This is a genomic window from Armatimonadota bacterium (assembly GCA_031459765.1).
GTDB lineage: Bacteria > Sysuimicrobiota > Sysuimicrobiia > Sysuimicrobiales > Kaftiobacteriaceae > Kaftiobacterium > Kaftiobacterium secundum.
In genome coordinates, this window is sequence record JAVKHY010000001.1 from 184,475 (window position 1) to 208,784 (window position 24,310).

Sequence of the window (24,310 nt, forward strand, 5' to 3'; positions counted from 1 at the left end):
CGGCGTCCCTGCATCCCGCTTGTTTATAACGGCCGCGGAGCCTGCGGAGTTTACTGCGCTCTCTTTCCCTCGTCCCTGGCCGTGTCCGCCGATCCCTCGTTCTTCCCCTCGGCGGGGCGGGCGCCGGGAGCGAACCGGCGCAGGCGCTCCGCGAGCTCGGCCAACCGCTTGCTGACGCGGGCGTTGATCGTCCCCTCCGGATAGCTTCCGTCCTCGCGGGCTTCGCCCGCAGGCAGGCCGGTGAGAATCTCCAGCCCCTCGTCGACGGTCCGCACCGCCCAGATGTGGAACTTCCCCTGAGCCACCGCGTCGACCACTTCCTCGCGCAGCATCAGGTTGGGCAGGTTCTGGACGGGGATGATCACGCCCTGGGACCCCGTCAGGCCCATCACCTTGCAGACCTGGTAGAATCCCTCGATCTTCTCGTTGACGCCGCCGATGGGCTGAATCTCCCCTTTCTGGTTGACGGAGCCGGTCACGGCAATCCCCTGGTCGATGGGCACGCCGGCCAGATCGGAGAGCAGGGCGTAGAGCTCGGTGGAGCTGGCGCTGTCCCCCTCCACCTCGGTGTAGGTCTGCTCAAAGGTCAGCGACGCGTTGAGGCTCAGCGGGCGCTCCTGGGCGTACTTCCCGCCCAGGTAGGCGGCCAGAATCGCCACCCCCTTGCTGTGGATGCGGCCGGACATCTCCGTCTCGCGCTCAATGTTCACCACGCCGCGGCTGCCGACGAACGTACGCGCCGTGATCCGGCTGGGGTGCCCGAACGTATAGTCGCCGACCTGCAGGACGGAGAGGCCGTTCACCTGGCCCACTTTGGTGCCCGCCACGTCCACCAAGAGCTGGCCCTGGGCGATCATCTCGCGCAGTTTCTCCTCGACGCGGTTGGAGCGGTAGACTTTCTCCTCGATCGCCCGGGTGACGTCCGCGGCGGTGACCACGTCGCGTTCGGCCTGCGCCGCCCAGGCATCGGCCTCGAAGACGATCTCCGCCACCTCGTTGAACCGAGTGGAAAAGCGGTCCTGGCGCTCGGCCAGGCGCGCGCTGTACTCCAGGATCTTGGCCACGGCGCCGCGGTCGAAGGGACGGAGGCGGTGCTTGGCGCAGATCGCGGCCACGGCGGCGGCGTACCCCTCGGCCGTCTCCGGCGTGCGGTTCATCTCCACGTCGAAGTCGGCCTTGACCTTGAACAGCTTGCGGAAGTCTTCATCGAACACGTAGAGCAGTTGAAAGATCAGCGGCGTCCCAATCAGGATCACCTTCACCGAGAGCGGAATGGGCTCGGGCCGCAGGGTGGCCGTGGCGATAAGCCCCAGTTGCTCGCCGAGGTTCTCGATACGCGCCTCCCCGCTCTTCAAGGCGCGCTTGAGGGCTTCCCAGGAGAAGGCGTTCAGAAGCAGATCCTTCACCTGGAGAATCAGAAAACCGCCGTTGGCCCGCTGCAGCGCGCCGGCCTTGATCATCGTGAAGTCCGTGACCAACGTGCCGAGTTCGCCGCGGTACTCCACCTTCCCCAGGAGGTTGTAGTAGGTGGGGTTGGTCTCCACCTCTACCGGCGCGCCCTGGAGGTGGCTGTTGTCCACCACCAGGTTCACCTCATACCGGCGCAGCCGGTCGCCGCGACGGGCCAGCAGACCGATGGGGAAGGGGGGAGGCTCCTCGGTCTCCTTGAAGTCGTCGAGGTGCTCCACCACGTCCGCCAGCAGCCGGTCCAGCCAGGCCGCGATCTTCGGATTGCTTCCGTAGCGCTCCTTGAGGCGGCCCACCGGATCGCTGGCGGCGGAGCGCACCGCCTGCTGCTCCAGCTGGCTCACCGCTTCCCGCGCCTCGCGCTCCAGGGCCCGCACCTTGCGCAGGGCCTCGCTCACGCCCTCCTGCAGCTCGCGGCCGCGGCGCTGGATCTCTTCCCGCTGCTTCTCCGTCAGCGCGCTGAACAGCTCCTGGGAAATCGGCTCGCCGGAGGGACCCACCGGGACGGTGGCAATCCCGCCCGGCGACCGCTGCAGGAGGAAGCCCAGCGCGCGGGCCTGACTCTCCAGCTCCTGCCAGATCTCGTTGATCCGCGCCTCGAAGGACTGGAGCAGCTGCGTTCGCCGGCTCTCAAAGCGCTCGCTGCTGAGCAGCTTGCGGATGGTCTCTTTGAGGTCCTCGACCAGCCGGGCCATGTCGCGGCGGAACTGCGCGCCCTGTCCGGGAGGCAGACTCACGGCGATGGGCTGGTCGGGCTGCTGGAAGTCGTAGAGGTAGCACCAGTCGGGAGGGACCGGACGCCTGGCCGCGACGGCCTGGATCCTCTTCGTGGCGTAGGTGGTGCGGCCCGTGCCCACCGGTCCGGCGATGTAGATGTTGTACCCCGGTTGCTGGATGCTCAGGCCCAGATCGAGGGCGCGGACGGCGCGATCCTGACCGATGATCACCTCGTCGCCGCGGAGTTCTGCGGTGGTCTGGAAGGGCAGGCTCTCGGGATCGCAGGTCCAGCGCAGCTGCTCCGGTCGGAGGCGGTGACGCGCTCGGCTGTCGTGGCTCGGAGTCATCGTTACTCGCTTCTCACCGGTGCAGAAGGTTTCCTATCGCTTCCGGCGTGGCGGGGACGGGCGGCGGGAGCGTGAGGCGCTGCTGGATGACCGCGGGGTCCTTGAGGCCGTGGCCGGTGAGGACGCAGACCGCATCGGCGGGGGCGCGCCCCAGCCGGCGCAGTTTGAGCCAGCCGGCCGCCGCGGCGGCGGAGGCGGGCTCCACGAACACCCCTTCCCGACCCAGGAGATCCTGCGCCGCCAGGATCTCCTCGTCGGTGACGGTGAGGAACTCCCCGCCGGACTCCTCCACAGCACGCACCGCCCCGTCCCAGCTCGCCGGCCGGCCGATGCGAATCGCCGAAGCCACCGTCCGGGGGTGCTCCACCGGCCGGCCGAGAACCAGCGGGGCGGCTCCCTCGGCCTGCACGCCGATGAGGCGCGGACGCGTCGCGATGCGGCGCGCCGCGTGATATTCGGTGAACCCCTTCCAATAGGCCGTAATGTTCCCCGCGTTGCCGACGGGAATGACCAGCGCCTCCGGCGCCCGCCCCAGGACGTCGCAGATCTCGAAGGCCGCGGTCTTCTGCCCCTCCAGGCGATAGGGGTTCACGGAGTTGACCAGCGTGAGGTTGAACCGTTCCGCGGCCTGGCGCGCCAAGTCCAGGGCCTGATCAAAGGTCCCGGCCACGGGGACGATCGTCGCGCCGTGGGCCGCCGCCTGCACCAGTTTGCCCAGCGCCACGCCTTCGGCGGGGATGAGGAGCGTGCAGGGCAGCCCCGCCCGGGCGGCGTAGGCCGCCGCCGACGCCGCGGTGTTGCCGGTCGAGGCGCAGATCACCCCCTGCGCTCCGGCCTCGAGGGCCTTGCTGACCGCGACCGTCATGCCGCGGTCTTTAAACGAACCCGTCGGGTTCCCCGCCTCGACCTTCAGCCGGACCGCGTCCGCCTCCGCCCCAGCAAACCCTGCGCGCAACAGCGGGGTCCCGCCCTCGAGCAGGGTGACCACGGGCGTGCCCTCCGTGACGGGAAGGTAGGGCCGGTACTCCGCGATGACACCGCGCCACACATGACCAGTCTACCAGACGGCGATGACGCGGGTCGGACCGCCCGACCCGTCCTGGATCCGCGGACCGCCGACGAACACCGTGGCCCCCCGGGGCGGGATGCGGGCCAGGTTCGCCACATTCTCCAGCCCGTACTTGTTCGCGCCGAGAATGGTGACGTGGGTCTTGAAGTCGGTGCTGGCCCCGTAGTCCAGGCTCAGCGTGTCCACGCCGATGCCCACAATGTCGCGCTCCTGTACCAGCAGCTCGGCCGCTTCGGGATGGAATCCCGGGAAGTGCATCGTCCCCTTGGCGTCCGGATTGCGGTAGGCGGCCTCGTCGTTGACCCGCGCCTCCCATCCGCTGTGCATGAAGACCAGCGCCCCGCGGGGGATGCGCCCGAAGCGCCGCTCGTAGGCGCGGATGTCGTCGGGCGTCACCTGCGCGTCGGCGGAGGTCGCCGCCCGCTCGTGGATGTGGATGACCACCGCGGGAGCGATCAGACGCCCGGCGGGAATCTGGTGCACCATCCACCGGCCCGTCACAAAGTGGTGGGGCGCGTCCATGTGCGTCCCGGAGTGCTCCCAGTAGGTGAGGACATTCCCGTAGAACCCGTCCTTCTTGATCGTGACGAACGTCTTCCGTTCGAACTTCGGGAAGAACGCCGGATTGAAGCTCGGAAAGCGTGGATGCAGGACATGCGTGAGGTCCTGCACATTGTTCACCGTTACGCTGCGCGCCTCGGCCGTGACGGGCGCACGCAGCTTCGCCACCCCGCCCAGCGCCGCGCCCAGGACGGTCCCCGCGGCCAGCCGGAGGAAATCGCGCCGGCTGCTCTGCAGCGCCTCAAAGGTCTGCGGAACACACATCGGATCTCACCCCCTGCCCCGTGGAGGAAATTGAGGGCAAGGGTTCGGTGTCGCGGCGCCGGTTCCTACCGCGTCCGGTTACTCTGCCTCGGGGGATCGATCAGAACCGCGGCTGCACCGGCTGGAACCCCGGGCCCTGGGGGATCCGGGGAGACGAACCGGGCGGCAACTGGAAAGGCAGCCCGGGGATCTGCGGCCCCTGGTAGGGCCGGATCGGGAAGTACTCGGGCGGGCTGCCAGGGCGCCCCTGCTGGTCCTGCGGTCCGGGCATGAGCTGATAGAGCTGGCCCTGGTGGTAGAAGAGGATCAACGGCTCGCACTCCTGGCCCTGTCCCTGCCCCGGTCCCTGCATCCGATCGGGGCCCGGCAGCGGGATCATTTCCTGCAGGGGAAACTGTGCGGGCACGGCGGACGGCGCGGCGAGCGCCGGGCGCCCGGCGGCGATCCAGCCGGCGACGAACATCAGGAGGCCGAAGGCCACGACTCCACCTCCCAGCAGGATTGTCCGCAGTGCGCGCATCGCCATCGTGCCCCCTTCAGTCGCGACGGTGCCGCGAGGTTTCCTCTATTTTAGCAGGTCCGTATAATGATGCCATGGCCCTGGTCTTTACCTTCCCCTGCGGCGGCTGCGGAAGGCGTTACAGCGTGTACTACCCCAAGGCCCTGCTCTACGTCCTGAGCGGTTCCGCCCCCCGTGAGATGGGCGAAGCCGAGGATAGGGCGGAGCAGGCGTCGGGCGCCGTCGCAGCGGCCCGCGCCGCGGCGGAACAGGCCGGGAAGATCTGGGTCGACGCCGCCGTGGAACTGGAGCGGACCTGCGCCTGCGGCAAGAGGCTGGACTTCAACATCATGCACCATCCCCGGGTCCCGCAGTCGCGGGAGATCGGCCGGAAGCGACAGACGGGGCTCATTCCCTTCCCGACAACCTCGCCGGGGAAGAAGGGCTAGCCGGCGAACGACAGTTCCGAATTGACGGCCGCAGGCCTCGGGTGTAGCGTCGGAAGTGCCAGCGGAGGCGATTACCTGGGTGGGAGGATGTTAGCCTCCTGGGTTAACCCGGCCTAACCGGGTAACGATCCGCTGGCCTGTGTTTTACTCCACCCGCATCGCGACGCTTTTCACCCGCGTGTAAAACTGCAGGCCTTCGATGCCGTGCTCCTTGAACGCCGAGCCGGAGTCCTTGAATCCACCGAAGGGCGTATGCACGTCCCACCCCACGGTGGGAAGGTTCACCGCCACGCAGCCCGTCTCGACACCCCGGGCGAAGGCGTGCGCCGCGGAAAGACTGCGGGTGACCACCGACGCGGACAGCCCGTACCGGGTGGTGTTGACGATTTCCACGGCCTGGGCCAGGTCCTCGGCCTCCATCACCGCCACGACCGGGCCGAAGATCTCTTCCTGGGCCACCGCCATGGTCGGCGAGACGTTCCCCAGAATCGTCGGCGCCACGAAGTATCCCCGCGCATAGAGCGGTCCCCCCAGCCGCTCGCCGCCGAACAGCACTTCCGCGCCTTCCCGCCGGCCGCGCTCCACCGCATCGAGCACGGTCTCCAGCTGGCTGTGGTCAACCACAGGGCCCATCGTCGTATCGTCGGCGAGCCCCGGCCCAACCTTCACCTGTCCGGCGCGCGCGACGAACTCATGGACAAAGGCCTCCGCGAGCGGCCGCTCGACGATGACCCGACTGGTCGCCGTACACCGCTGACCCGACTGGCCGAATCCCGCCGCCACCGCGAGCTCGGCGGCCAGCCTCACATCGGCGTCCTTGAGCACGACCATGGCGTTCTTGCCGCCCATCTCCGTCTGCACGCGGATGTTCCGCCCCGCCACCTTCGCCTGCAGGTCCAATCCCACCGCGGTCGATCCCGTGAAGGTGATGGCCCGCACCGCCGGATGGCGAACCAGCGGATCGCCCGTGGCCCGGGCCGGTCCCGTCACCATGTTGACAACCCCCCGAGGCAGGCCGGCGTCGTGGAGAGCGCGGAGGAGGTGCCAGGCCGACAGCGGGGTGAGCGTGGCCGGTTTGAGGACCACGGTGTTGCCGGCAATCAGCGCCGGAGCCAGCTTGCGCGCCGGGGTGAGGGCCGGATCGTTCCAGGGCGCGATGGCCACCACCACGCCGAGGGGCTCGCGCACCGTGTAGGTGAAGACGCCGGCCCGCTCATCGGGCAGGTGATCGCCGATGGGCAGGCGGCCGTAGGCGCCGTAGTAGTCGAAGAAGGAGGAAGCCCGGGCCACTTCCCCGCGGGCCTCGCGGAGCGTCTTGCCCATCTCGCGGGTCAAATCGCGGGCGATCACCTCCAGCCGCTCCCGGATCAGCTCCGACGCCCGGCGCAGAACCGCCCCGCGCGCCGTCCAGGTCAGGGCCTTCCACGCCGAGAACGCCTCCGCGGCGGCCTCCACCGCCCGCGTGACGTCCTCGGCGGTCATCGCGGGGAATTCCGCGACCACCTCCGACGTATCCGCTGGATTGAGGTCGGTCACCGTCCCCCCGCTTGAGTCCACCCATTCCCCGGCCACAAGCACCTTGAAGCGCTCAGCCATCCCGGTCCGCTCCTTCCCCCTTCACGGGTTCACGTGGCAGAATCGGAGGTGTCACACTCCACCGTCGAGGTGAGGTGTCCGGCAAGTGGCTCTCCCCGATGCGGTCCGCGAATTCCTGCAGAAGCCCAACCTCGCCGTCCTGGCCACGGTGAGTCCCGACGGCCGGCCGCAGGCCACGCCGGTGTGGTTCCTGGTGGAAGACGACGGCCACATCATGATCAACACGGCCCGGGGGCGCGTCAAGCTCCGCAACGTCGAGGTCAACCCCCATGTGGCGCTGGCCGTCTACGACCGCGACGACCCCTACCGGTACGTTCAGATTCGCGGCCGGGTGGTGAAGATCGACCCGGCGCGCGGCGCCGCGGACATCGACCGCCTCTCGCTGCGCTACCGCGGCCGCCCCTACCAGTATCCACCGAGCAGCGGCCCGGCCGACCGGGTCACGCTGCTGATCAGGCCGCGGACGGTCCACACCACGGGCTTCCGCTGAGGCCCCCGTGGCATCGAAGTTGCTGGGTCCAACCCTTCGCATGCTCTGATCACCTCATTCCGATAACGGCAAACCCGTCGCGAGGCGGGGACGCAAAGCCACGGGACTCTCGGGAGTCAGCCGGGCTGCCGAAGGTGGGGTGTTTTCCTGCCCACGTCCCTGTTCGCTCCGGGCGCGCCGGGGAGGCGAACAGTGATGACGCGGGGATGTGCCCTGGTATTCGTGGGTCTGCTGGCGTTCGGCGCCGCGGTGCTACCGGTCGGCGCGCCGACCTGGGGAGGGACGGCACCCACGGCCGACGACCTCTACGCCGTCCTCCATCCTTCGGCCCTTCAGCCCTCCTTTACCGATCCCATCCGGTGGTGGCCCGCTTTTCCCCAGTTCAACGTGGGGGTGGGCGACCGGGCGCCGGGCCTGCGGTTCTATGTCGTGCAGCCCTTCGAGCGGGTGGGCGACCGGCAACCAGGGCGGGCGGAGTTTACCCTCCTGCTCTACGACAGTCCGGCCGCGGCGGCGGCCGACTTCAGAGGGCGGCTGGCCGAGCAGAACGACGCCGGCGGTGTCCCGACCGCTGGGCCGGCGCTCGGGGAACGCGTTCGGTACTTCCGGCGGCAGAGCAGTCAATTTCCCAAGCTGCCCTATGAAGCCACGGTCCGCGTGCAGGCGCGCCAGTTCGTCCTGCGCGTGACGGCGCTTTCACCCGCCGCCTACGAGACCCCGCAGGCCCTGGCCCGCCAGGCCGGCGTGGTCCTGGAGCGTGCCCTTGCCCTGACGTCCGGACAGCTCCGCGCCTCCGCCGTCCCGAAGAGAATCGCCGATCTGATGCCGCCTACTGCGGCGGCGGCCCGGGTCGGCCCCGTGCTGGGCACGGCCGTCGTCCCCATCGAGGCCTGGGCGGTCGCGGACACCTCCGGCAATCCCCCGGCCACGCGGGTGCGCCTCCGGCAGGGCGGGGTGAACGAACTGGGGTTCCGTCGCTACGGATTGGCGGCGGAGCGCAACCAGGTGGTGGAGACGACGCTGTTCGCCTTCGCGTCGTCGTCCTCCGCGAGCGCCTGGGTGCAGACCTTCGTCCGGGAGGCATCACGGGAAGGCACGCTCGTGCCGGGGGCCGTGGGATCCGAGGCGGCCTTCACGGCCTACGGAGGCAGCTTCTACGAGTTGCAGTTCGCGGCGGGCCGCTTCGTCGGCGATGTAAGCTGTTTTGCGCCGTTCGGAGACACCTCGCCCGCCTGCGTGCAGGCGGTACGGTCCCTAGCCGAGGCGTGGTATGCCGCCCTGGCGGGAGCTCAGGCCAAAGGAGGCACACGATGAACACGACGAGCCGAAGGACGCCAGCCGGCATCGCGCTGGTGCTGGCCGCCGCATTGCTGACCGCCGCGGCGGGGGTCTCGGCGGCCCCGGTGCCGATGCAGCGGTACCAGGATCCAGAGAAAGCTTTCTCCATCGACTATCCGAAGGGGTGGACGGCGGCGCGGTTGGCCAACGGATCCACAGTCTTCTACCTGGACGACCCGACGGAAGGCACCGTCTTCCTCATCCTGCCCAACGTGGAGTTGAGCGGAGTGCACACCGCCGCCGACCTGTGGCGTGATTTCACGGCCGATCTGCGCCGCCGGGCCCCGGATTGGACCCAGACCTCGCTCAAGGAAGCGTCGGGCGAAGGCGGGCAGCGCAGTATCGAGGCCCGCTACACCTGGACCAACGCCAGAAAGGTCAAGATGACCGGCTGGCTGTTTCTCTCCACGGTGCCCGCGCCGTCCCAGGACCGCACCTCCGCCGGCATGGTCAGTTACCAGGCCACGAGCGCGCAGTTTGCCTCCTGGGAGACGGTGTTCCGCCGCATGCTGGCCAGTCTGAGCCTCGGCAAGTAGATCGAGGAAGGAGACGATGGCGATGACCGAGCGTCCGACGACGATCAAGCAGTACCTCGTCCTGGGATTCGTTGCCCTGCTGCTCGCGGGTACGGGATACGTCATGATGATCGGTATCCAGACCAACAAGCGCCGCGCCGCTGAGGCCGCAACCGAGATCATCGAGGCCCGTCGGGTCAGCTGGTGGGACTCGGCCGAGGGCAAGCCGCAGTCCGGGTTCCACCTCAAGTACCGCTACAGCTATGGGGGAGAGACCTTCGAGGCGGAGAGCGAGCAGAACACCTGGTACCGGCCGGGGATGGCGGTGAAGGTCTGCCTGGCTCCCGCCGACCCAAAAGATCACGCCCTGACGGTCGCCGACCAGCCCTGCGGGGCCGCGTTCCGGCGGATCTGAACGGCCCGCGCGAGGGGTGATCGGACAGATGGTTCGCCACGGCATCGCAGTCCTGGCGCTGGCCGCGCTCGGTCTCCTCCCGCCGGGCGCGGCAGCCGCCCTCTCCGTGGTCGGCGCCTACAGCAACGTGGGGTACACGGTGCGGACGGTCGGCGAGCCGGCGGGCCTGGGCCGGACGAGTATCAACCGCCTGATGCCCTGGCTGTACCTGCTGGAGGCCGGCACCTATGAGTGGGGGCGGGAGCGGGGAACCTACCAGGTGCGCGACGACGAACTCCGGCTCTCGGGGAGCTACCGGGCCTGGGGGCCGGGGAAGATCGACGCCGACCGCCGGATCACCTTCACCTTCCGCAAGCCCGACGCCGCCGGCAGGCTCCAGGAGTTCATCGTCGTGATGGGCTACCGCGGGGCCCTGACCGACTATCCGCCGCCGTCGCGCCGCTGACCGCGGCGGCCGTATCCGCGCCACGGCCATCCGATCTTCCCCCACCGGGGGCCCCCGGGTAGACTGAGGACAACAGCCGCGATTCGAGCGGGAGGCAGCGGTGGAGCGATTCGGGCTTGTCGTGGACGGCCGGCAGACGGAGGCCCTATCGGGAGAGACCTTCGAGGTCCGCAACCCGGCAAATACCGACGAGATCGTCGGGGTTGTGGCGCGGGGCGGTCCGGAGGATGTGGAGCGTATCGTTGAATCCGCCCAACGGGCGCTGCGCGCGAGCTGGTGGCCGCGTCTGGAGGAGTCGCGCCGGCGCGGGCGGGTCCTGCAGCGCTTTGCGGCACTGGTCGATGAGCGCAAGCAGGACCTGGCCAGGCTGCTGACGAGGGAGCAGGGCAAGGTCCTGCGGGAGTCGCTCGGCGAGGTGGACAGCCTGATCAACACCTTCGACTACTACGCGGGGTTCGGCGGGAAGATCACGGGCACGGTCGTCTTCGCCCGTGACGGGGACAGCATCCTCAAGATCGAGACCCGGAGATATCCCATCGGCATCTGCGCCGCGGTGCTCCCCTTCAACTTCCCCGTGTCCCTGTACGCCTGGAAGGTGGCTCCCGCGCTCATGGCGGGCAACGCCGTCATCGTCAAGCCGGCGAGCACCGCCCCGCTCACCGAGATCGTGCTCACGGAGATGCTGCACGAGGCCGGGGTCCCCGCCGGGATCGCCAGCCTGATCGCCGGACCTTCGGCCACCACCGGCAGCGCCCTGATCACTCATCCCGCGGTCAAGAAGGTGGCCCTCACCGGATCGACCGAAACCGGCAAGGCGATCTACGCCGCCGCGGCGGCGGGGTTGAAGCGCCTGACATTGGAACTGGGCGGCAGCGACCCGACGGTGGTCTGCGACGACGCCGACCTGGAAGTGGCCGCGGAGACCATCGTCAGGTCGGGACGGTTCCGCAACGCCGGGCAGTCCTGCACGTCGGTCAAGCGGGTCTACGTCATGGAGCGCGTCTTCGAGCCGTTTGCCGACCTGGTGTCCCGCATCACGCGCAGGATGCGGCTGGGCAACGGTCTGGAGCCCGCCGTGGACATGGGCCCCCTGAACAACGCTCAGGTCCGGGACGACGTCGAGCGTCTGCTGCAGGACGCCGTGCGCCGCGGCGCCGTCGTCGCCGCCGGCGGCGGACGGCCCTCCGGCCGCGAGTACGAGCGGGGGTACTTCCTGCAGCCCACGGTTCTGCTCGACGTCCCGCAGACCGCGCAGATCTGGGAGGAGGAGTGCTTCGGCCCGGTCCTGCCGTTGATGAAGGTGGCGGACCTGGACGAGGCGATCGACCTGGCCAACGCCTCGCCCTACGGCCTCGGCTCGGCGATCTGGTCGCGGGACGATCAGCGCATCGAGCGGTTCATCGACCGCATTCAGGCCGGCATGGTCTGGGTGAACTACAAGCCGCTCAGCCTGCCCGAAGCCCCCTTTGGCGGCGTGAAGGACAGCGGCATCGGCCGCGAGCTGGGGGCCGAAGGGCTCGACGCCTACCTGGAAACGAAGGCCATCCGCAAGTACGTGGGCAAGGCTTTGGCCTGAGCTGCTCCCTGATGCTCTTAACAGACGTGCTGCGGTGCGCTAGTAGTTAACCGCATGGTTAATCATATTCCCGACGCTCCCATTTTGGACGTGCTGGGCGATTCCAGGCGCCGCCGGCTGGTCGCGCTGCTGGTCGAGGAGACACGCGTGCCCGCCGACGGCAGAGTTCGCCTGTGCCGGCTGAACACGCGGCCCCTCATCGAGGTCGGCCGGTGGGCGGAGCAGGTGCGGCGGTTCTGGGAGACGCAGCTGGCAGCGTTCGCCGATTACGTTCGGGCGCAGGAGGGGTCCGGACCCGCGGTCCGGCGGAGAAACAGAGCCTCGGGGAGACGCATCGGATGAGCACCCAGGCAGCGGTGATCGCGAGTGTGGAGGTTCCCACCACCCCCGCCAGGGCGTTCGAGCTCTGGACGACCGGCATCAACCAGTGGTGGAAGAAGGGGACCCCCTACTGGAACGACAAGATCCGCGCGCGCGGGCTGCGTTTCGAACCAGGGGTCGGCGGGCGTTTCCTGGAGGTCTATGACGAGACGGCCGGTGAGGGATTAGAGATCGGCCGGATCTCGGTGTGGGAGCCGAGGAACCGGCTCGTCTACACCTGGCGCGAAGCGGGCTGGACGCCGCAGGAAGTGACGCAGGTCGAGGTCCGCTTCGAGCCGACCCCGGGCGGTACGCGCGTCACGGTGACCCATTCGGGCTGGGAGACGGTGCGCGAAGGCCAGAAGCGCTGCGAGGGGTACGGCCGCGGCCACAACGAGTTGCGGGGCTGGTACCGCGAGGCGGCCACCGCCGGGATTTGATAGAATTCCTTGAGGGCCGTTAGCTCAGCGGGCAGAGCGCCGGGCTTTTAACCCGGGCGTCGGGGGTTCGAGTCCCTCACGGCCCACCATCTTCACTTCTTCTCCACTCGGAAGTCCAATCGGACGCCCGCAGGATTTCTCCACCCGGACGCGAATCCGCTTTTGCAAAATCGGCAACCAAGTTGCCGCATTTGCAACAAAACAAGAACGCCTTTTCCGAGGCCATCCATCGCGGAGGAGTCCCTCGATGTCGCGACCACATCCCCGGTATCTGCAGTCCATCCGCCACGCCCTGAGGATCCTGAAGCTGTTTGCGCCTGATCGTGCTCTGTGGGGAGTCACGCAGGCCGCGAGCGCCTTGCGTCTCAGCAAGAGCACCACCAGCAGAGTGCTGGCTACTCTGGCCGCGGAAGAATTCGTCCAGAAGGATCAAAGCACAGGGCGGTACCGTCTCGGTGTGCGGGCCTACGAAGCGGGGCTGGCATACCTCTCCGGTCTTAATCTGCGCGAAGCAGCCATGCCGATCTTGGAGGAGGTAGCCTTCGCCCTCCGCGAGACGGTGTACCTGGGAATTCTCGGCGACCGGGCCGCCATCTACATCGACAAGATCCTCAGCCCTCTGGCGCTCCGCGTCGATTCCTACATCGGCCTGGCCATCCCGCTGCATGCCACCGCCTTGGGCAAAGTGCTCCTGGCCTGGCAACCGGAGGAGTACATAAATAGCTTCATCGCTTCTGGACCCCGGCCGTTCACCCGGCGCACCATCACCGGCGCGGCAACGCTGCGAAGAGAGCTCCGCACGGTGCGGCAGCGAGGGTACGCCGTCGATCTCGAGGAGTACGAAGACGGCCTGCACTGCATTGCCTTCCCTATCCGTGACCATCGCGGCGCGGTGGCCGGGGCGTATTCCGTTTCGGGCCCGGCCGTCCGCCTCACGCGCCAGACCATGCACGCGCACCTGCCCCGACTCAAGAATGCGGCCCTGGAAATCTCAGCGCGGCTGGGATTCCGCGCGCGTACGCGGAGCGGAACACCTCACCGTGAGACGGTTCAGCCGGGTGATCTGGAAACGCGGCGGATTGAATGACGGAACACGCAGGGAGGCGCCCATGGCTAGCAAGCAACTTGTCACGCTCCCCGCATTCAGCAAAGGACTGGGAGGAAGACTCTGGAGCCCCGGCCTGAAGGTGGGTCCGTGGCTTTTTCTCTCCGGGGTGACTGCAGTGGACTACGACACGATGACCACCGTGGGGGCCAGCGGCGGCACCAGCATGACTCCGGCCAGACTCGACCCGGAGGCGCAGTGGCGTCAGGCCTTGTCCAACATCAAACAACTGGTGGAAGCCGCGGGCGGGACGATGGCCGATGTCGTCCTGGCCAACGTGTATGTCACCGATATGCAGTACTATGCCCACTATCAACATATCCGCGGCGAATTCTTTACGCCTCCCTATCCCGTCTGTACGGCGATAGCTGTGCGTAGCCTTGTCCACCCCGACTGGCTGCTCGAGATCGAGGCGATCGCCTACATCGAGGATCCGCCCGCGCAACGCCCGCGCGGCCGAGGAGAAAGGAGGTGGGCCACAGCAGGTCCGTCCGCTACACAGCCGCGACCAGAGCGGTCGGCCCAGCGCCGACCAGGGAGGGACCACGATGCAGGTCCTGGGGGCCGGGAAGTACAGATACTGCGTCGTCGACAGACCTAGGGTTATCACCGACAAGCACCACAGCTGGCTGGACCAGCCCTTTGAGACTTACACACAGGCGCATCGAAGGCCCGATGTAAGAATGCGGAGTCTTGCTGCAGCCCGACGATGAATAGGCGTGTGCGCTGTTCTGGAACGGCGGCCCGCGGCGGGAAACCTGCGTCGGGAAGCCGCAGAGCGCGCGCAGGGGAGGAATGAACGATGAAGTGGAGTGTAGGGTTTGTCACGCTCGTGATGGCCGCAATGCTGCTATCCATCGCCCTTCCAGGAACGGAAGTGCCGGCGCAATCTCAGCAGCGCGTGCGGGTCGGCATGCCGATTCCGCTCACCGGATTCGTCGCGGAGAGCGCGCAGGAGATGGTGGAGGGGTTCAAACTCTATCTTGAGCAGTCGGGGCAGAGGCTGGGAGGGATGGCCGTCGACCTCCGGATAGAGGATACTGAGGCCCAGCCCCAGATGGCCCTGACGAAAATGCGCAAGCTGGTGGAGCAGGATAAGGTGGACCTTGTCGTTGGATACTACCTAGCCTTCGAAGGCTATGCCGTGCGCGACTACGTCCACAAGAACAAAGTGCCTCTCTTCCTCCCCGTGGTAGCTGCCGACGACCTGACGCAGCGAAAGCGCAGCCCATACATCGTCCGAATGATCTGGACGAGCAGCCAGCCGAACCATCCCTTCGGGGATTACGCTTATAAGAAGCTCGGCTATCGCCGGATGGTGACTGTCGGAGCGGACTATGCCTTTGGGTGGGAGAATGTCGGAGGGTTCCAGAGGACCTTTGAGTTGGCCGGGGGGAAGATCGTGCAGAAGATCTGGGCCCCGGTAGGTACCAACGACTACGGACCTTACATTGCCCAGATCCGCCGAGATGCGGACGCGGTCTACGTGCTTCTCGTAGGCAGCGACATCCCGCGATTCTTCAAACAATATCAGGAGTTCGGGTTGAAAGGAAAAATTCCGCTCATCGGTGGAAACGCGGTAACGGATGAGGACGTGCTTCGCGCCATGGGCACCGAGACGGAAGGCGTGCTCACCTCGCACACCTACGCCGCCACCTTCAGCCGCCCCGAGAATCAGAGATTCGTGAATGCCTTTCGGACCCGGTACAAGAAAGATCCCAATTACCCCGCCGAGGCCATGTACACCGCCGCGCTCTGGCTGGATCGCGCGCTAAAAATCGCCGGGTCCCCGAAGGATCCCCTTCGGCTGGTGGGCGCCGTCAAGCGAGTCGATCTGCGCGACGCACCACGCGGTCCCCTGAAGCTCGATGCCTACAACAATCCCATCGAGACCGTGCTTATCCGCAAGGTCGTCAAGGGATCGAAGGGCATGCAAAACGAGGTCATCGACACCATTCCCAACGTAAGCCAGTTCTGGACCTTTGACCCGGTGACGTACCTGAAGGGCCCAGCATACACGCGCACCTTCCCGCCATGCCAATACTGTGAGAAGTAGTGCTCCGGGGCCGGCGCCCACCGCGCCGGCCCTCCCTTCGAACGGCACCGGGAGAAACCGCTCTATGACAGGCGCCTGGCGAGAGCGCCGACGCAGGGGCTAGGTGGGATGATGCTCTTCTGGGCGGTCTCGGTCCTCAACGGGTTGGCATTTGGCTCCCTGCTGTTCCTCCTTTCCAGCGGATTCACGCTCGCCTTCGGCATGATGCGTGTCATCAATGTCGCCCACGGCTCGTTCTACCTGTTGGGAGCCTACGTCGCTCTCTCCCTGATGCGGGTCACCGGCATCTTCGCGTTGGCCCTGGTGGGTGGCGCCACCGTTGTGATGATGCTTGGACTCCTTAGTCAACAGCTGGCTTTGAAGCGCATTTACAGCAACCAGCTGGCTCAGGTGCTCTTTACGATGGGCCTGGCCTTCGCCCTGGGCGACGTCCTTCTGGTCTTGTGGGGCGGGAATCCACAGGTCATGGCGCCTCCGCCGTCCATCGGTGGGTCTGTGGCCATCGGTCCGATCGTCTTCCCGAAATACCGCCTCTTCGTGATGGCCGCGGGTTTGGTCGTCGCGGCGGCGCTCCATGTTCTGCTATCCAGGACGCGGCTCGGGATGGCGGTACGAGCCAGCGTCGATGACGAAGAGATGGCCCAGGGGGTGGGATTGAACACCGAGGCCCTCTTCATGATCATGTTCGGCCTGGCCGCGTTCCTGGCCGGGCTTGGGGGCGCCCTGGGAGCCCCCTTCATCGGTGCGGCGCGCGGCATCGACTTCGAGGTCCTGCCGCTGACCCTGGTCGTGGTCATCCTTGGCGGACTGGGCAGTCTTGAGGGAGCCCTGGCCGGAAGCCTCTTCGTCGGGGTCGTGGACTCTCTCGGAAAGGCCGCCTTCCCCGAGCTCTCCTATTTCACGCTCTTCGCACCCATGGCGATCGTACTCGCCGTGAGGCCCACGGGGCTCCTGGGGCGCAGGTAGGTCCGTGGGGACTGATGGACGCAGCACCCGACCGCCCCGACGCCTGGCCGGGGCCGCGGTGCTCGCCGGGTTTCTGGCGATCGCACCTCTGCTTCCTCAGTACTACCTGCACATCCTCATCCTGGCGGTGATCGCTGCGCTTTTCGCCCTGAGCCTAGATGTGCTGATGGGATACGTCGGGCTGCCCTCGCTGGGACACGCCGCGTATTTCGGCGCGGCCGCGTACACCCTGGCAATTCTCGTCGTCCGATACGGCATCGCCTGGGGGATAGCCGTACCTCTGGCCCTGCTCGCCGGGACGGTCCTGGCCGGGCTCTTCGGGGTGATCGCCATTCGTACTGTCGACGTCTTCTTCATGATGGTCACCCTGGCGCTGAGCCAGATCCTGTGGGGCATCGTCAACCGCTGGGGCTCCTTCACAGGGGGATACAACGGCATCCCCGGGATCCCGCGTCCTCTTCCAATCCTGGAATCGGGGGTGGCTTTCTTCTACCTGACTACCCTCGTACTGGCAGCGACCTACATCCTGGTGCGTCGGTTAATCGCCTCCCCCTTCGGCCTTACACTGCAGGGTATTCGCGATCGCGAGATCCGCATGTCGGTCCTCGGCTACCGCACCTGGCTCCACAAGTACGCGGCCTTCGTCCTGTGCGGCGGCATCGCCGGTGTCGCCGGCATCCTCAGCGCGCTCTACACCGGGTTCGTCAGCCCTGCCGATCTCTCCATTCGAACTTCGGCCGAAGTCGTGCTGATGGTCGTCATGGGCGGGACCGGCACGCTAATCGGACCGCTGCTGGGCGCTGGCGTACTCGTCGGCTTGCGCAACCTCCTGAGCGTGTACCTGGAACGTTGGCCCCTTGTCCTCGGCCTGATCTTCATGGTGACCGTCATGTACGCTCCGAACGGCATCGTGGGCTGGATCATCGAGAAACGCACACGGCGGCGCGACCAACTGCTCCTGCCTGCTCCCAGCCACCCCCTCCCGCCAGGTCACCGCGCGTCACCCTCACCCTCTTATCCGCCGGAACGACCCGCCCTGGGGGCCAACAAGCCGACCGCTGCGCTCCGTCTCGAGGGGGTCTCCAAAATGTTCGGCGGGCTTCGCGCCGTCGACGATGTCACGTTCTCTATCGATGCCGGCGAGCGAGTAGCTCTCGTAGGCCCCAACGGCGCCGGCAAGACGACGCTGTTCAATCTGATCAGCGGCACGATTCCAGCATCTCAGGGAAGGATATTGCTCTTTGGCACTGAGATCACACGGCTCCCCCCGTACCGAAGAGCGGCGCTGGGCCTCGCCCGCACCTTTCAAATTTCCACGCTCTTCCCCTCACTGACGGCTCAAGATAATGTCCGCCTGGCGCTCATGGCGTTGCAACGAACCAAGTATGTTGTGGCCAGGCCAGTCGATGATCTGGACGCCGTCAATGCGCACGTCCGTTTTCTCCTGGAGCAGTTCGATCTTTGGGCACAACGGCTGCGTCCTGTGGGGCTGCTCTCCCACGGCGAGCAACGCCTCCTGGAGATCCTCCTTGCCGTCGCGTCCAGGCCCAAAGTGCTCCTCCTGGACGAGCCGACCTCGGGAGTCGCCGCGGCGGAGGTGGTGCGCATCGTTGAAATGGTCAAGCACCTCGATGCGTCGATCGCCATCCTGATCATCGAGCACGACATGGATGTGGCCTTCGCCCTGGCCCACCGCATCATGGTCCTCCATTACGGCAAACTCCTGACAGTGGGTGCGCCCGAAGAGGTCGCCCGGAATCCTCTCGTCCAGAAGATCTATCTTGGAACAGAGTAGTATGATGGATGCCCGCAGAGCGGCAAGGGGACGGGGTGCGCACCATGAGTGACGAGTCCCCGGTGCTGGACGTAGAGGAGATCCACACCTACTATGGCGACAGCCACATTCTGCGCGGGGTTTCCCTGCGCGTGGGGGCCGGGCAAGCCGTGGTCCTGCTGGGTCGCAACGGCATGGGGAAGACTACCCTCATCCGGTCCATCATCGGATTCACCCCTCCTCGTCGCGGCCGTCTGATCTTCAAAGGCAGAGAGATCACCGGGCTCAAGCCCTATAGGATCGCCGCCCTGGGCGTAGGCCTCGTCCCGCAGGGGCGCCGCATCTTCCCTTCCCTGACGGTGGTTGAAAATCTCCTGGTGGCCCGGCGACCGGGACGTCACGATTCCTGCTGGACGCTCGACCGCGTGTTTGACCTCTTCCCCCGATTGAGGGAACGATCAGGCCACCGGGGTGACAAGCTGAGCGGCGGGGAGCAACAGATGCTGGCCATCGCCCGGGCACTGCTGACCAATCCAGAGCTCCTCCTGATGGATGAGCCCTCAGAAGGCTTGGCTCCAGTCATCGTGGCCGAATTGGGCGAAGCCGTGCGACGCCTGAAGGCCGAAGGCCTCTCTATGCTCCTGGTCGAGCAACATCTGCATCTGGCCGTGCGGTATGCTGATGCTGCCTACGTCCTCAGCAAGGGGCAGGTGGTCTTTGAGGGCGCCCCTTCGGCGCTCATGGTCGCGGAGGACGTCAAGCGCCGGTACCTCGGTCTCTGACCAATATCCCGGGCTGCCCAGGAAGGACGCCCACGGCCCGCGGGCGAGAAGGTCAGTGGGTCCGCGGGGCGACGCGCCGGTAGAGGTCGAGTTCTTCCAGGACCTTGCCGGTGCCAAGGGCGACGGCGGAGAGGGGGTCGGACCCGACCACGACGGTCATGCCGGTCTCCTCGGCGAGGACCCGGTCGATGCCCCGCAGCAGCGCGCCGCCGCCGACCAGGGTGATGCCGCGGACACCGAGGTCGGCGGCCAGTTCGGGCGGGACGAGTTCCAATGTCTGTCTGACGGCCTCCACGATGGCCGCCACCGGACCGGCCAGCGCCTCCCGGAGTTCGGCGTCCGAGATCTGCACGCTGCGCGGCATGCCGCTCACCACGTCCCGGCCGCGAACCTCGCCCTTCCGCTGGTCGGCTGTCGGGGCGGCCGACCCGAGCGCGATCTTGATCTCCTCCGCCGTCCGCTCTCCGATGTGCAGGTTGTAGGCCTGACGGCAGTACTGGATGATCGCGGCGTCCATGGCGTCGCCGGCGATCGGGATGGACTTCGCCGCGACGATGCCGCCCAGGGCGACGACGGCGATCTCCGTGGTCCCTCCGCCGATGTCCACGACCATGCTCCCCACGGGCTCGAAGACGGGCAGGCCGGCGCCGATGGCCGCGGCCAGGGGCTGGTCGACCAGTGTGACCTGACGGGCCCCGGCCTGCTCCACCGCCTCAATGAAAGACTTCCGCTCCACCCTGGTGGCGCCCCACGGTACGCCCACCACCGCCACCGGACGGCGCAACGTCCGGCGCGTGGTCCCCTTGCGGATGAAGTAGGCCAGCATCGCCGTGGTCGTCTCGAAGTCGGCGATCACGCCCTGCCGCAGGGGCCGCGAGGCGACAATGTTGGCCGGCGTGCGGCCGATCATCCGCTTGGCTTCGTCGCCGACGGCGAGGATCTCGCCGCTGTCGGTTCGCCGCGCGATCCAGGAAGGTTCGCGCAGGATCACCCCTTCGTTCCGCGCGTAGACGACGGTGTTCGCCGTTCCAAGGTCGATGCCGAGATCGCGGCTGAGCGGCGGGCGCATGGGGGTCCGCCTCCACAGTTCGGGAGGACCGCACCTCGCCCCTGGTGCGCGGACGATCCCCCGGGGCGCCCGGAGGAGGCGGTGCTCTCCGATTCGTTTGCCCTGAAGGAGTACTATGGAACCGATGCGCCCTGCATCGGTTGCTGCCTCGGGTCTCGCCGCAATGCTGCTGCTCGGGGCGGCCGCCGTCGCTCAACCTGACCTGTGGATTACGGTGCCCGGCGCCGACGGTGGGACCCTGCGGGCGGCGGTGTTCCGACCGCCGGCGAAGGGGTCGTTTCCCGCGGTCTTCGTCTTCCACGGCATCAACGGGCTGAGCGCATCCGTCGTGGACTGGGGGCCCGCGCTGGCCCGTGCGGGATTCGTCACGGTCATCGGGTGCTACTTCAGCGCCGGCTGGACGCTGCGCGCCGGAGACGACATGGTCGATCCCTGTCCCCGGGCCCGGGGGATCTTCGATGCCGATCTTCTGGGCAACGCCGCGGCGTTGATCGCTGCCGGCCGGCGGCTGAGCGGCGTCCGCGGCGATCGGATCGGACTGCTCGGACACGCAATGGGAGGAAATTTGGCGCTGGTCCTGGCCTCTTCGGAGGTCAGGGTAGGGGCCGTGGTCTCCATCTCCGCCAACCCCCTGCGCCCCCTGCAGTTACCCCACAAACCTTCCGGCTCGGCCCTGCCCGCGCCGATCTGGAGCATCGAACGCCTCCACGCCCCCGCCATACTCTTCCACGGCGCGCTCGACGCCGTGACGCCGCCGACCGCGGCGCACGAGTACGTCCAAAGAGCCCGGGCGCTGGGGAAAAACGTGCAGGCCCACTACTACGAGGGTACCGGCCAGGATCTGTGGCAGTCCGACCGGCGGGCAGATCTCATCCGGCGGTCGGCGCGCTTCCTCGCCGCGCACCTCCGCCGCTGAGCCGGCGCAGGCCATCCTGCGGCCGCGCAATCCCCTGAGGCCAGGAACACGACCTGAATCCCCGAACCTATCGCGACAAAGGGGACCACCGGGAACTTCAGATGCGCGCGCCGCCGACAGGGACCGTCACCTTCCTCTTCACGGACATCGAGGGGAGCACCCGGCTGTGGGAGGAGCACCCCGAGGCGATGCGGGTGGCCCTGGCCCGCCACGACGCCGTGCTCCGCGAGATCATCGAAGCCCAGGGCGGCCACGTCTTCAAGACGCTGGGAGATGCGTTCCACGCCGCGTTCGCCGATGCGGCCTCGGCGGTCACCGCCTCCGCAGAGATCCAGCGCGCGTTGCAGGCGGAGCCGTGGGAGATCCCCGGAGGCCTCGCCGTCAGGATGGCCCTGCATACGGGAACGGCCGAGGCGCGGGAGGACGATTACTTCGGACCGCCCCTGAACCGCGCCGCCCGTTTGCTGAGTGCCGGCCACGGCGGACAGATCCTCCTCTCCGAAGCCACGCGCGCGCTGGTCGAGTCCTCGCTTCCCGAAGGGCTCTCCCTCCGGGACCTCGGGTCGCACCGGCTGAGGGACCTGGCCCGTCCGGAGCACATCTTCCAGCTGGTGGTGGCGGGGTTGCGCAGCGAGTTCCCTTCGCTGCGCACGCTCGACGTCATGCCGAACAACCTCCCCCGCCAGCTCACCAGCTTCATCGGCCGCACCAGAGAACTGGCCGAGATCAAGGCACGCGTGGCGGACACCCCCCTGCTGACGTTGACCGGCGTGGGCGGGGCGGGGAAGACCCGCCTGGCGCTGCAGGTCGCCGCCGACCTGGTCGAGTCGTTCCCGGACGGGGTGTGGCTCATCGAACTGACACCGCTTTCGGACCCGGCGCTGGTCCTACAGACCGTGGCGAGGACCCTCGGCGTTCGGGAAGAGCAGCGGCCGCTGCTCCACACCCTGCTGGACCACCTCACACCCAAAGCGCCGCTGCTCGTGCTCGACAACTGCGAACACGTGCTGGCCGCGACGGCGGAGCTGGCGCAGACGCTGCTGCGCTCCTGCCCGCGCCTGCGCATCCTGGCCACCAGCCAGGAGCCGCTGGGCGTCGCCGGTGAGGTCACCTACCACGTGCCATCGCTCTCGATGCCCGACGTGAATCGCCTGCCTCCGCCGGACCGTCTGACCGAGTTCGAATCGATCGGGCTGTTCGTCGACCGCGCCGCGGTCAGCCGGCCGGGGTTCGCGCTGACCGCCGCCAACGCCAGAGCCGTGGCCCAGATCTGCGCCCGGCTGGACGGGATTCCCCTGGCCATCGAACTGGCCGCGGCCCGGGTCAAGGTCCTTTCGGTGGAGGAGATTGCGGCCAGGCTGGACGATCGGTTCCGGCTGCTGGCATCCGGCAGCCGGACCGCGCCGCCTCGACACCAGACGCTTCGGGCCGCGCTGGACTGGAGTCACGACCTCCTGGCCGACGAGGAACGGATGCTGTTGCGCCGGCTGTCGGTCTTCATGGGCGGGTGGACACTGCCCGCCGCGGAGGCGGTATGCGCGGGCGACGGCTGCGAGGCCTCGGCGGTCCTCGACGTCCTCACCCGGCTCGTCGACCGTTCCCTGGTGAGCGTCGGAGGCCCGATCGGGAATGAGACGTGGTACCGGCTGCTGGAGACGGTGCGTCTCTATGCCCGTGAGAAACTCGACGCCAGCGGCGAGGCGGAGACGGTCCAACGGCGGCATCGCGACTGGTACCTGCAGTTCGCCGAGCAGGCCGAGCGGGAGCTGCAGGGACCGGCGCTCCAGGCGTGGCTGGAGCGGCTGGAGGCCGAGCACGACAACATCCGCGCCGCGCTGAAGTGGTGCCAGACGGCCGAGCCGGACCCGGAATACGGCCTGCGCCTGGCCGGCGCGGTGTGGCATTTCTGGGAAGTCCGTGGATACCTCAGTGAAGGCCGCGAATGGCTCGAATCCGCGCTGGCCAAGGGGACTCAGACCCTCACCACATCGCGGGTGAAAGCACTCAATGGGGCCGGGATCCTGGCCTTGATCCAGGGCGACTTCCCCAGGGCCGCGGCGGTGGGGGAAGAGGCCCTGGAGCTCAGCCGCCGTCTCGGCGACAAACGCGGCCTTGCCTCGTGTCTGAATATCCTGGGCCTGAATGCCTGCCGGCTGGAGAAGTACGATCAGGCCGCCCAACTGGGCGAAGAAAGCCTGGCCCTGAACCGGGAAGTCGGCGACAGGTGGGGCGTCGCCGGGGCGCGGCTGACCCTCGGACTGGTGGCCCGCGGCCAGAGAGACTTTGGCCGCGCCGCGACGCTGCTCCAGGAGAGCGTGGAACAGTTCCGGCAGCTCGGCGACAAGTGGGCGAGCACGGTGACGCTGAACAATCTCGGCCTGGTGCTCCGAGAAATGGGCGACTACCAACGCGCCCAGACCGTGCTGGAAGAGACGCTCGCCCTGTTCCGGGACCTGGGCGATCGGTGGGGCATCGCCTTCTCGCTGGCCAACCTGGGCATCGTGGCCTGGGACCGCCAGGAGTACGCGCGCGCCGCCGCCCTGTTCGCGGAGAGCCTGCCGCTGCGCAGGGAGTTGCAGGACCGGCGCGGGATCTCCACCAGCCTGACGGGGCTGGCCGTGGTGGCGGTCAAACTGGGTCAGCTCGAACGGGCGGTGGTCCTCCTCGGCGCGGCGGAAGCCCTGCGGGAAGCGCTGGCGCTTCCGCCCGCACCGTTCATCCGCGAGACGTATAGTCGACACGTCGCGACAGCGCGCGAAGGGCTGGGCGAGGCGGCATTCACCGCGGCCTGGCAACGCGGCCGCGCCATGACGACGGATCAAGCCATCGAATTCGCTCTGGTCGCACCCGACGACCACAACGAATCGGTGCGGTGAGGCGGCCGGCGATTACACCAAGGGAGAGAGGCACCGTGCGCACCGCCTTACAGGTCTTCGCCGCCTACGCCTTCATCGGGGCGTCCTTCTTCTGTTTCCTGCCTGGGCGGCGGCGGTCTTGGCCCGCCCGGTGATGGACGCCGCGATGGTACACCGCACGAGCGACACTGGCGCCGATCATCGTCAACCTGGCCCTGGCGGTCTGGATCTGGATCTCG

General features: G+C 67.6%; 23 protein-coding genes, 1 tRNA gene and 1 riboswitch. Of the genes, 18 read left to right on the forward strand and 6 right to left on the reverse strand.

The features are described from left to right. Positions 1-50: 50 nt before the first annotated feature. The 4 genes from QN141_00840 to QN141_00855 form a co-directional block, all read right to left on the reverse strand. Positions 51-2,531, reverse strand: a complete 2,481-nt coding sequence (locus tag QN141_00840; protein ID MDR7557016.1) for an ATP-binding protein — start codon at positions 2,529-2,531, stop codon at positions 51-53. Positions 2,532-2,544: 13 nt separating this feature from the next. Next, a complete protein-coding gene (gene thrC, locus QN141_00845; GenBank protein MDR7557017.1) occupies positions 2,545-3,579 on the reverse strand; it encodes a threonine synthase in 1,035 nt (344 codons plus the stop codon). Positions 3,580-3,588: 9 nt separating this feature from the next. Beyond that, positions 3,589-4,425 carry a cyclase family protein gene (locus QN141_00850; GenBank protein MDR7557018.1) on the reverse strand — a complete coding sequence of 279 codons (837 nt, stop codon included), beginning with the start codon at positions 4,423-4,425 and terminating at the stop codon, positions 3,589-3,591. Between the two features lie 100 nt (positions 4,426-4,525). After that, the gene (locus QN141_00855; protein MDR7557019.1) at positions 4,526-4,951 is read right to left on the reverse strand and encodes a hypothetical protein; all 426 of its coding nucleotides are present in this window, start codon (positions 4,949-4,951) and stop codon (positions 4,526-4,528) included. Positions 4,952-5,019: 68 nt separating this feature from the next. Here QN141_00855 and QN141_00860 point away from each other — a divergent pair, with 68 nt between their 5' ends. Next, positions 5,020-5,373, forward strand: a complete 354-nt coding sequence (locus tag QN141_00860) for a hypothetical protein (GenBank protein ID MDR7557020.1) — start codon at positions 5,020-5,022, stop codon at positions 5,371-5,373. Positions 5,374-5,517: 144 nt separating this feature from the next. Here the strand turns inward: QN141_00860 and QN141_00865 are convergent, their stop codons facing one another. Further along, positions 5,518-6,969, reverse strand: coding sequence for an aldehyde dehydrogenase family protein (locus QN141_00865; GenBank protein ID MDR7557021.1), 1,452 nt, complete (start codon positions 6,967-6,969; stop codon positions 5,518-5,520). 85 nt (positions 6,970-7,054) lie between these two features. On the opposite strand from QN141_00865, the gene QN141_00870 reads away from it, so the two are divergent. The 15 genes from QN141_00870 to QN141_00940 all read left to right on the forward strand — a co-directional run bounded on the left by QN141_00870 (position 7,055) and on the right by QN141_00940 (position 19,231). Then, the gene (locus QN141_00870) at positions 7,055-7,459 is read left to right on the forward strand and encodes a PPOX class F420-dependent oxidoreductase (GenBank protein ID MDR7557022.1); all 405 of its coding nucleotides are present in this window, start codon (positions 7,055-7,057) and stop codon (positions 7,457-7,459) included. A 57-nt stretch (positions 7,460-7,516) separates the two neighbouring features. Beyond that, positions 7,517-7,592: riboswitch (cyclic di-GMP riboswitch) on the forward strand. A gap of 62 nt (positions 7,593-7,654) precedes the next feature. Then, positions 7,655-8,773, forward strand: a complete 1,119-nt coding sequence (locus QN141_00875) for a hypothetical protein (GenBank protein ID MDR7557023.1) — start codon at positions 7,655-7,657, stop codon at positions 8,771-8,773. Then, positions 8,770-9,333 carry a hypothetical protein gene (locus tag QN141_00880; GenBank protein ID MDR7557024.1) on the forward strand — a complete coding sequence of 188 codons (564 nt, stop codon included), beginning with the start codon at positions 8,770-8,772 and terminating at the stop codon, positions 9,331-9,333. Before QN141_00875 ends, QN141_00880 begins: the two co-directional genes overlap by 4 nt. Before the next feature lie 22 nt (positions 9,334-9,355). Further along, entirely contained in the window at positions 9,356-9,727 is a 372-nt protein-coding gene (locus QN141_00885) for a DUF3592 domain-containing protein (protein MDR7557025.1), read from the forward strand. Positions 9,728-9,755: 28 nt separating this feature from the next. Then, positions 9,756-10,172, forward strand: a complete 417-nt coding sequence (locus tag QN141_00890) for a hypothetical protein (protein MDR7557026.1) — start codon at positions 9,756-9,758, stop codon at positions 10,170-10,172. Positions 10,173-10,272: 100 nt separating this feature from the next. Then, a complete protein-coding gene (locus QN141_00895) occupies positions 10,273-11,748 on the forward strand; it encodes an aldehyde dehydrogenase family protein (GenBank protein ID MDR7557027.1) in 1,476 nt (491 codons plus the stop codon). Between the two features lie 54 nt (positions 11,749-11,802). Continuing rightward, positions 11,803-12,090 (forward strand): hypothetical protein, encoded by a 288-nt coding sequence (locus QN141_00900; GenBank protein ID MDR7557028.1) that lies wholly within the window; start codon positions 11,803-11,805, stop codon positions 12,088-12,090. After that, entirely contained in the window at positions 12,087-12,548 is a 462-nt protein-coding gene (locus tag QN141_00905; protein MDR7557029.1) for an SRPBCC domain-containing protein, read from the forward strand. Before QN141_00900 ends, QN141_00905 begins: the two co-directional genes overlap by 4 nt. A gap of 13 nt (positions 12,549-12,561) precedes the next feature. Further along, a tRNA-Lys gene (locus QN141_00910) sits at positions 12,562-12,637 on the forward strand. Positions 12,638-12,795: 158 nt separating this feature from the next. Then, complete coding sequence (locus QN141_00915; GenBank protein MDR7557030.1) at positions 12,796-13,635, forward strand: IclR family transcriptional regulator; 840 nt, start codon at positions 12,796-12,798, stop codon at positions 13,633-13,635. A gap of 22 nt (positions 13,636-13,657) precedes the next feature. Then, entirely contained in the window at positions 13,658-14,254 is a 597-nt protein-coding gene (locus tag QN141_00920; GenBank protein ID MDR7557031.1) for a RidA family protein, read from the forward strand. 201 nt (positions 14,255-14,455) lie between these two features. Continuing rightward, complete coding sequence (locus QN141_00925; protein ID MDR7557032.1) at positions 14,456-15,709, forward strand: ABC transporter substrate-binding protein; 1,254 nt, start codon at positions 14,456-14,458, stop codon at positions 15,707-15,709. A 108-nt stretch (positions 15,710-15,817) separates the two neighbouring features. Continuing rightward, a complete protein-coding gene (locus QN141_00930) occupies positions 15,818-16,675 on the forward strand; it encodes a branched-chain amino acid ABC transporter permease (GenBank protein ID MDR7557033.1) in 858 nt (285 codons plus the stop codon). 4 nt (positions 16,676-16,679) lie between these two features. Then, entirely contained in the window at positions 16,680-18,470 is a 1,791-nt protein-coding gene (locus QN141_00935) for a branched-chain amino acid ABC transporter ATP-binding protein/permease (protein ID MDR7557034.1), read from the forward strand. Between the two features lie 44 nt (positions 18,471-18,514). Further along, complete coding sequence (locus QN141_00940; GenBank protein MDR7557035.1) at positions 18,515-19,231, forward strand: ABC transporter ATP-binding protein; 717 nt, start codon at positions 18,515-18,517, stop codon at positions 19,229-19,231. Between the two features lie 52 nt (positions 19,232-19,283). Here the strand turns inward: QN141_00940 and QN141_00945 are convergent, their stop codons facing one another. Next, positions 19,284-20,300 carry a rod shape-determining protein gene (locus QN141_00945; GenBank protein ID MDR7557036.1) on the reverse strand — a complete coding sequence of 339 codons (1,017 nt, stop codon included), beginning with the start codon at positions 20,298-20,300 and terminating at the stop codon, positions 19,284-19,286. 124 nt (positions 20,301-20,424) lie between these two features. Between QN141_00945 and QN141_00950 the strand changes: the two genes are divergently transcribed. Next, the gene (locus tag QN141_00950; GenBank protein MDR7557037.1) at positions 20,425-21,216 is read left to right on the forward strand and encodes a dienelactone hydrolase family protein; all 792 of its coding nucleotides are present in this window, start codon (positions 20,425-20,427) and stop codon (positions 21,214-21,216) included. Positions 21,217-21,317: 101 nt separating this feature from the next. Continuing rightward, positions 21,318-24,092: a tetratricopeptide repeat protein gene (locus QN141_00955; GenBank protein ID MDR7557038.1), complete on the forward strand. Its 2,775-nt coding sequence runs from the start codon at positions 21,318-21,320 to the stop codon at positions 24,090-24,092. Positions 24,093-24,310 lie beyond the last annotated feature (218 nt).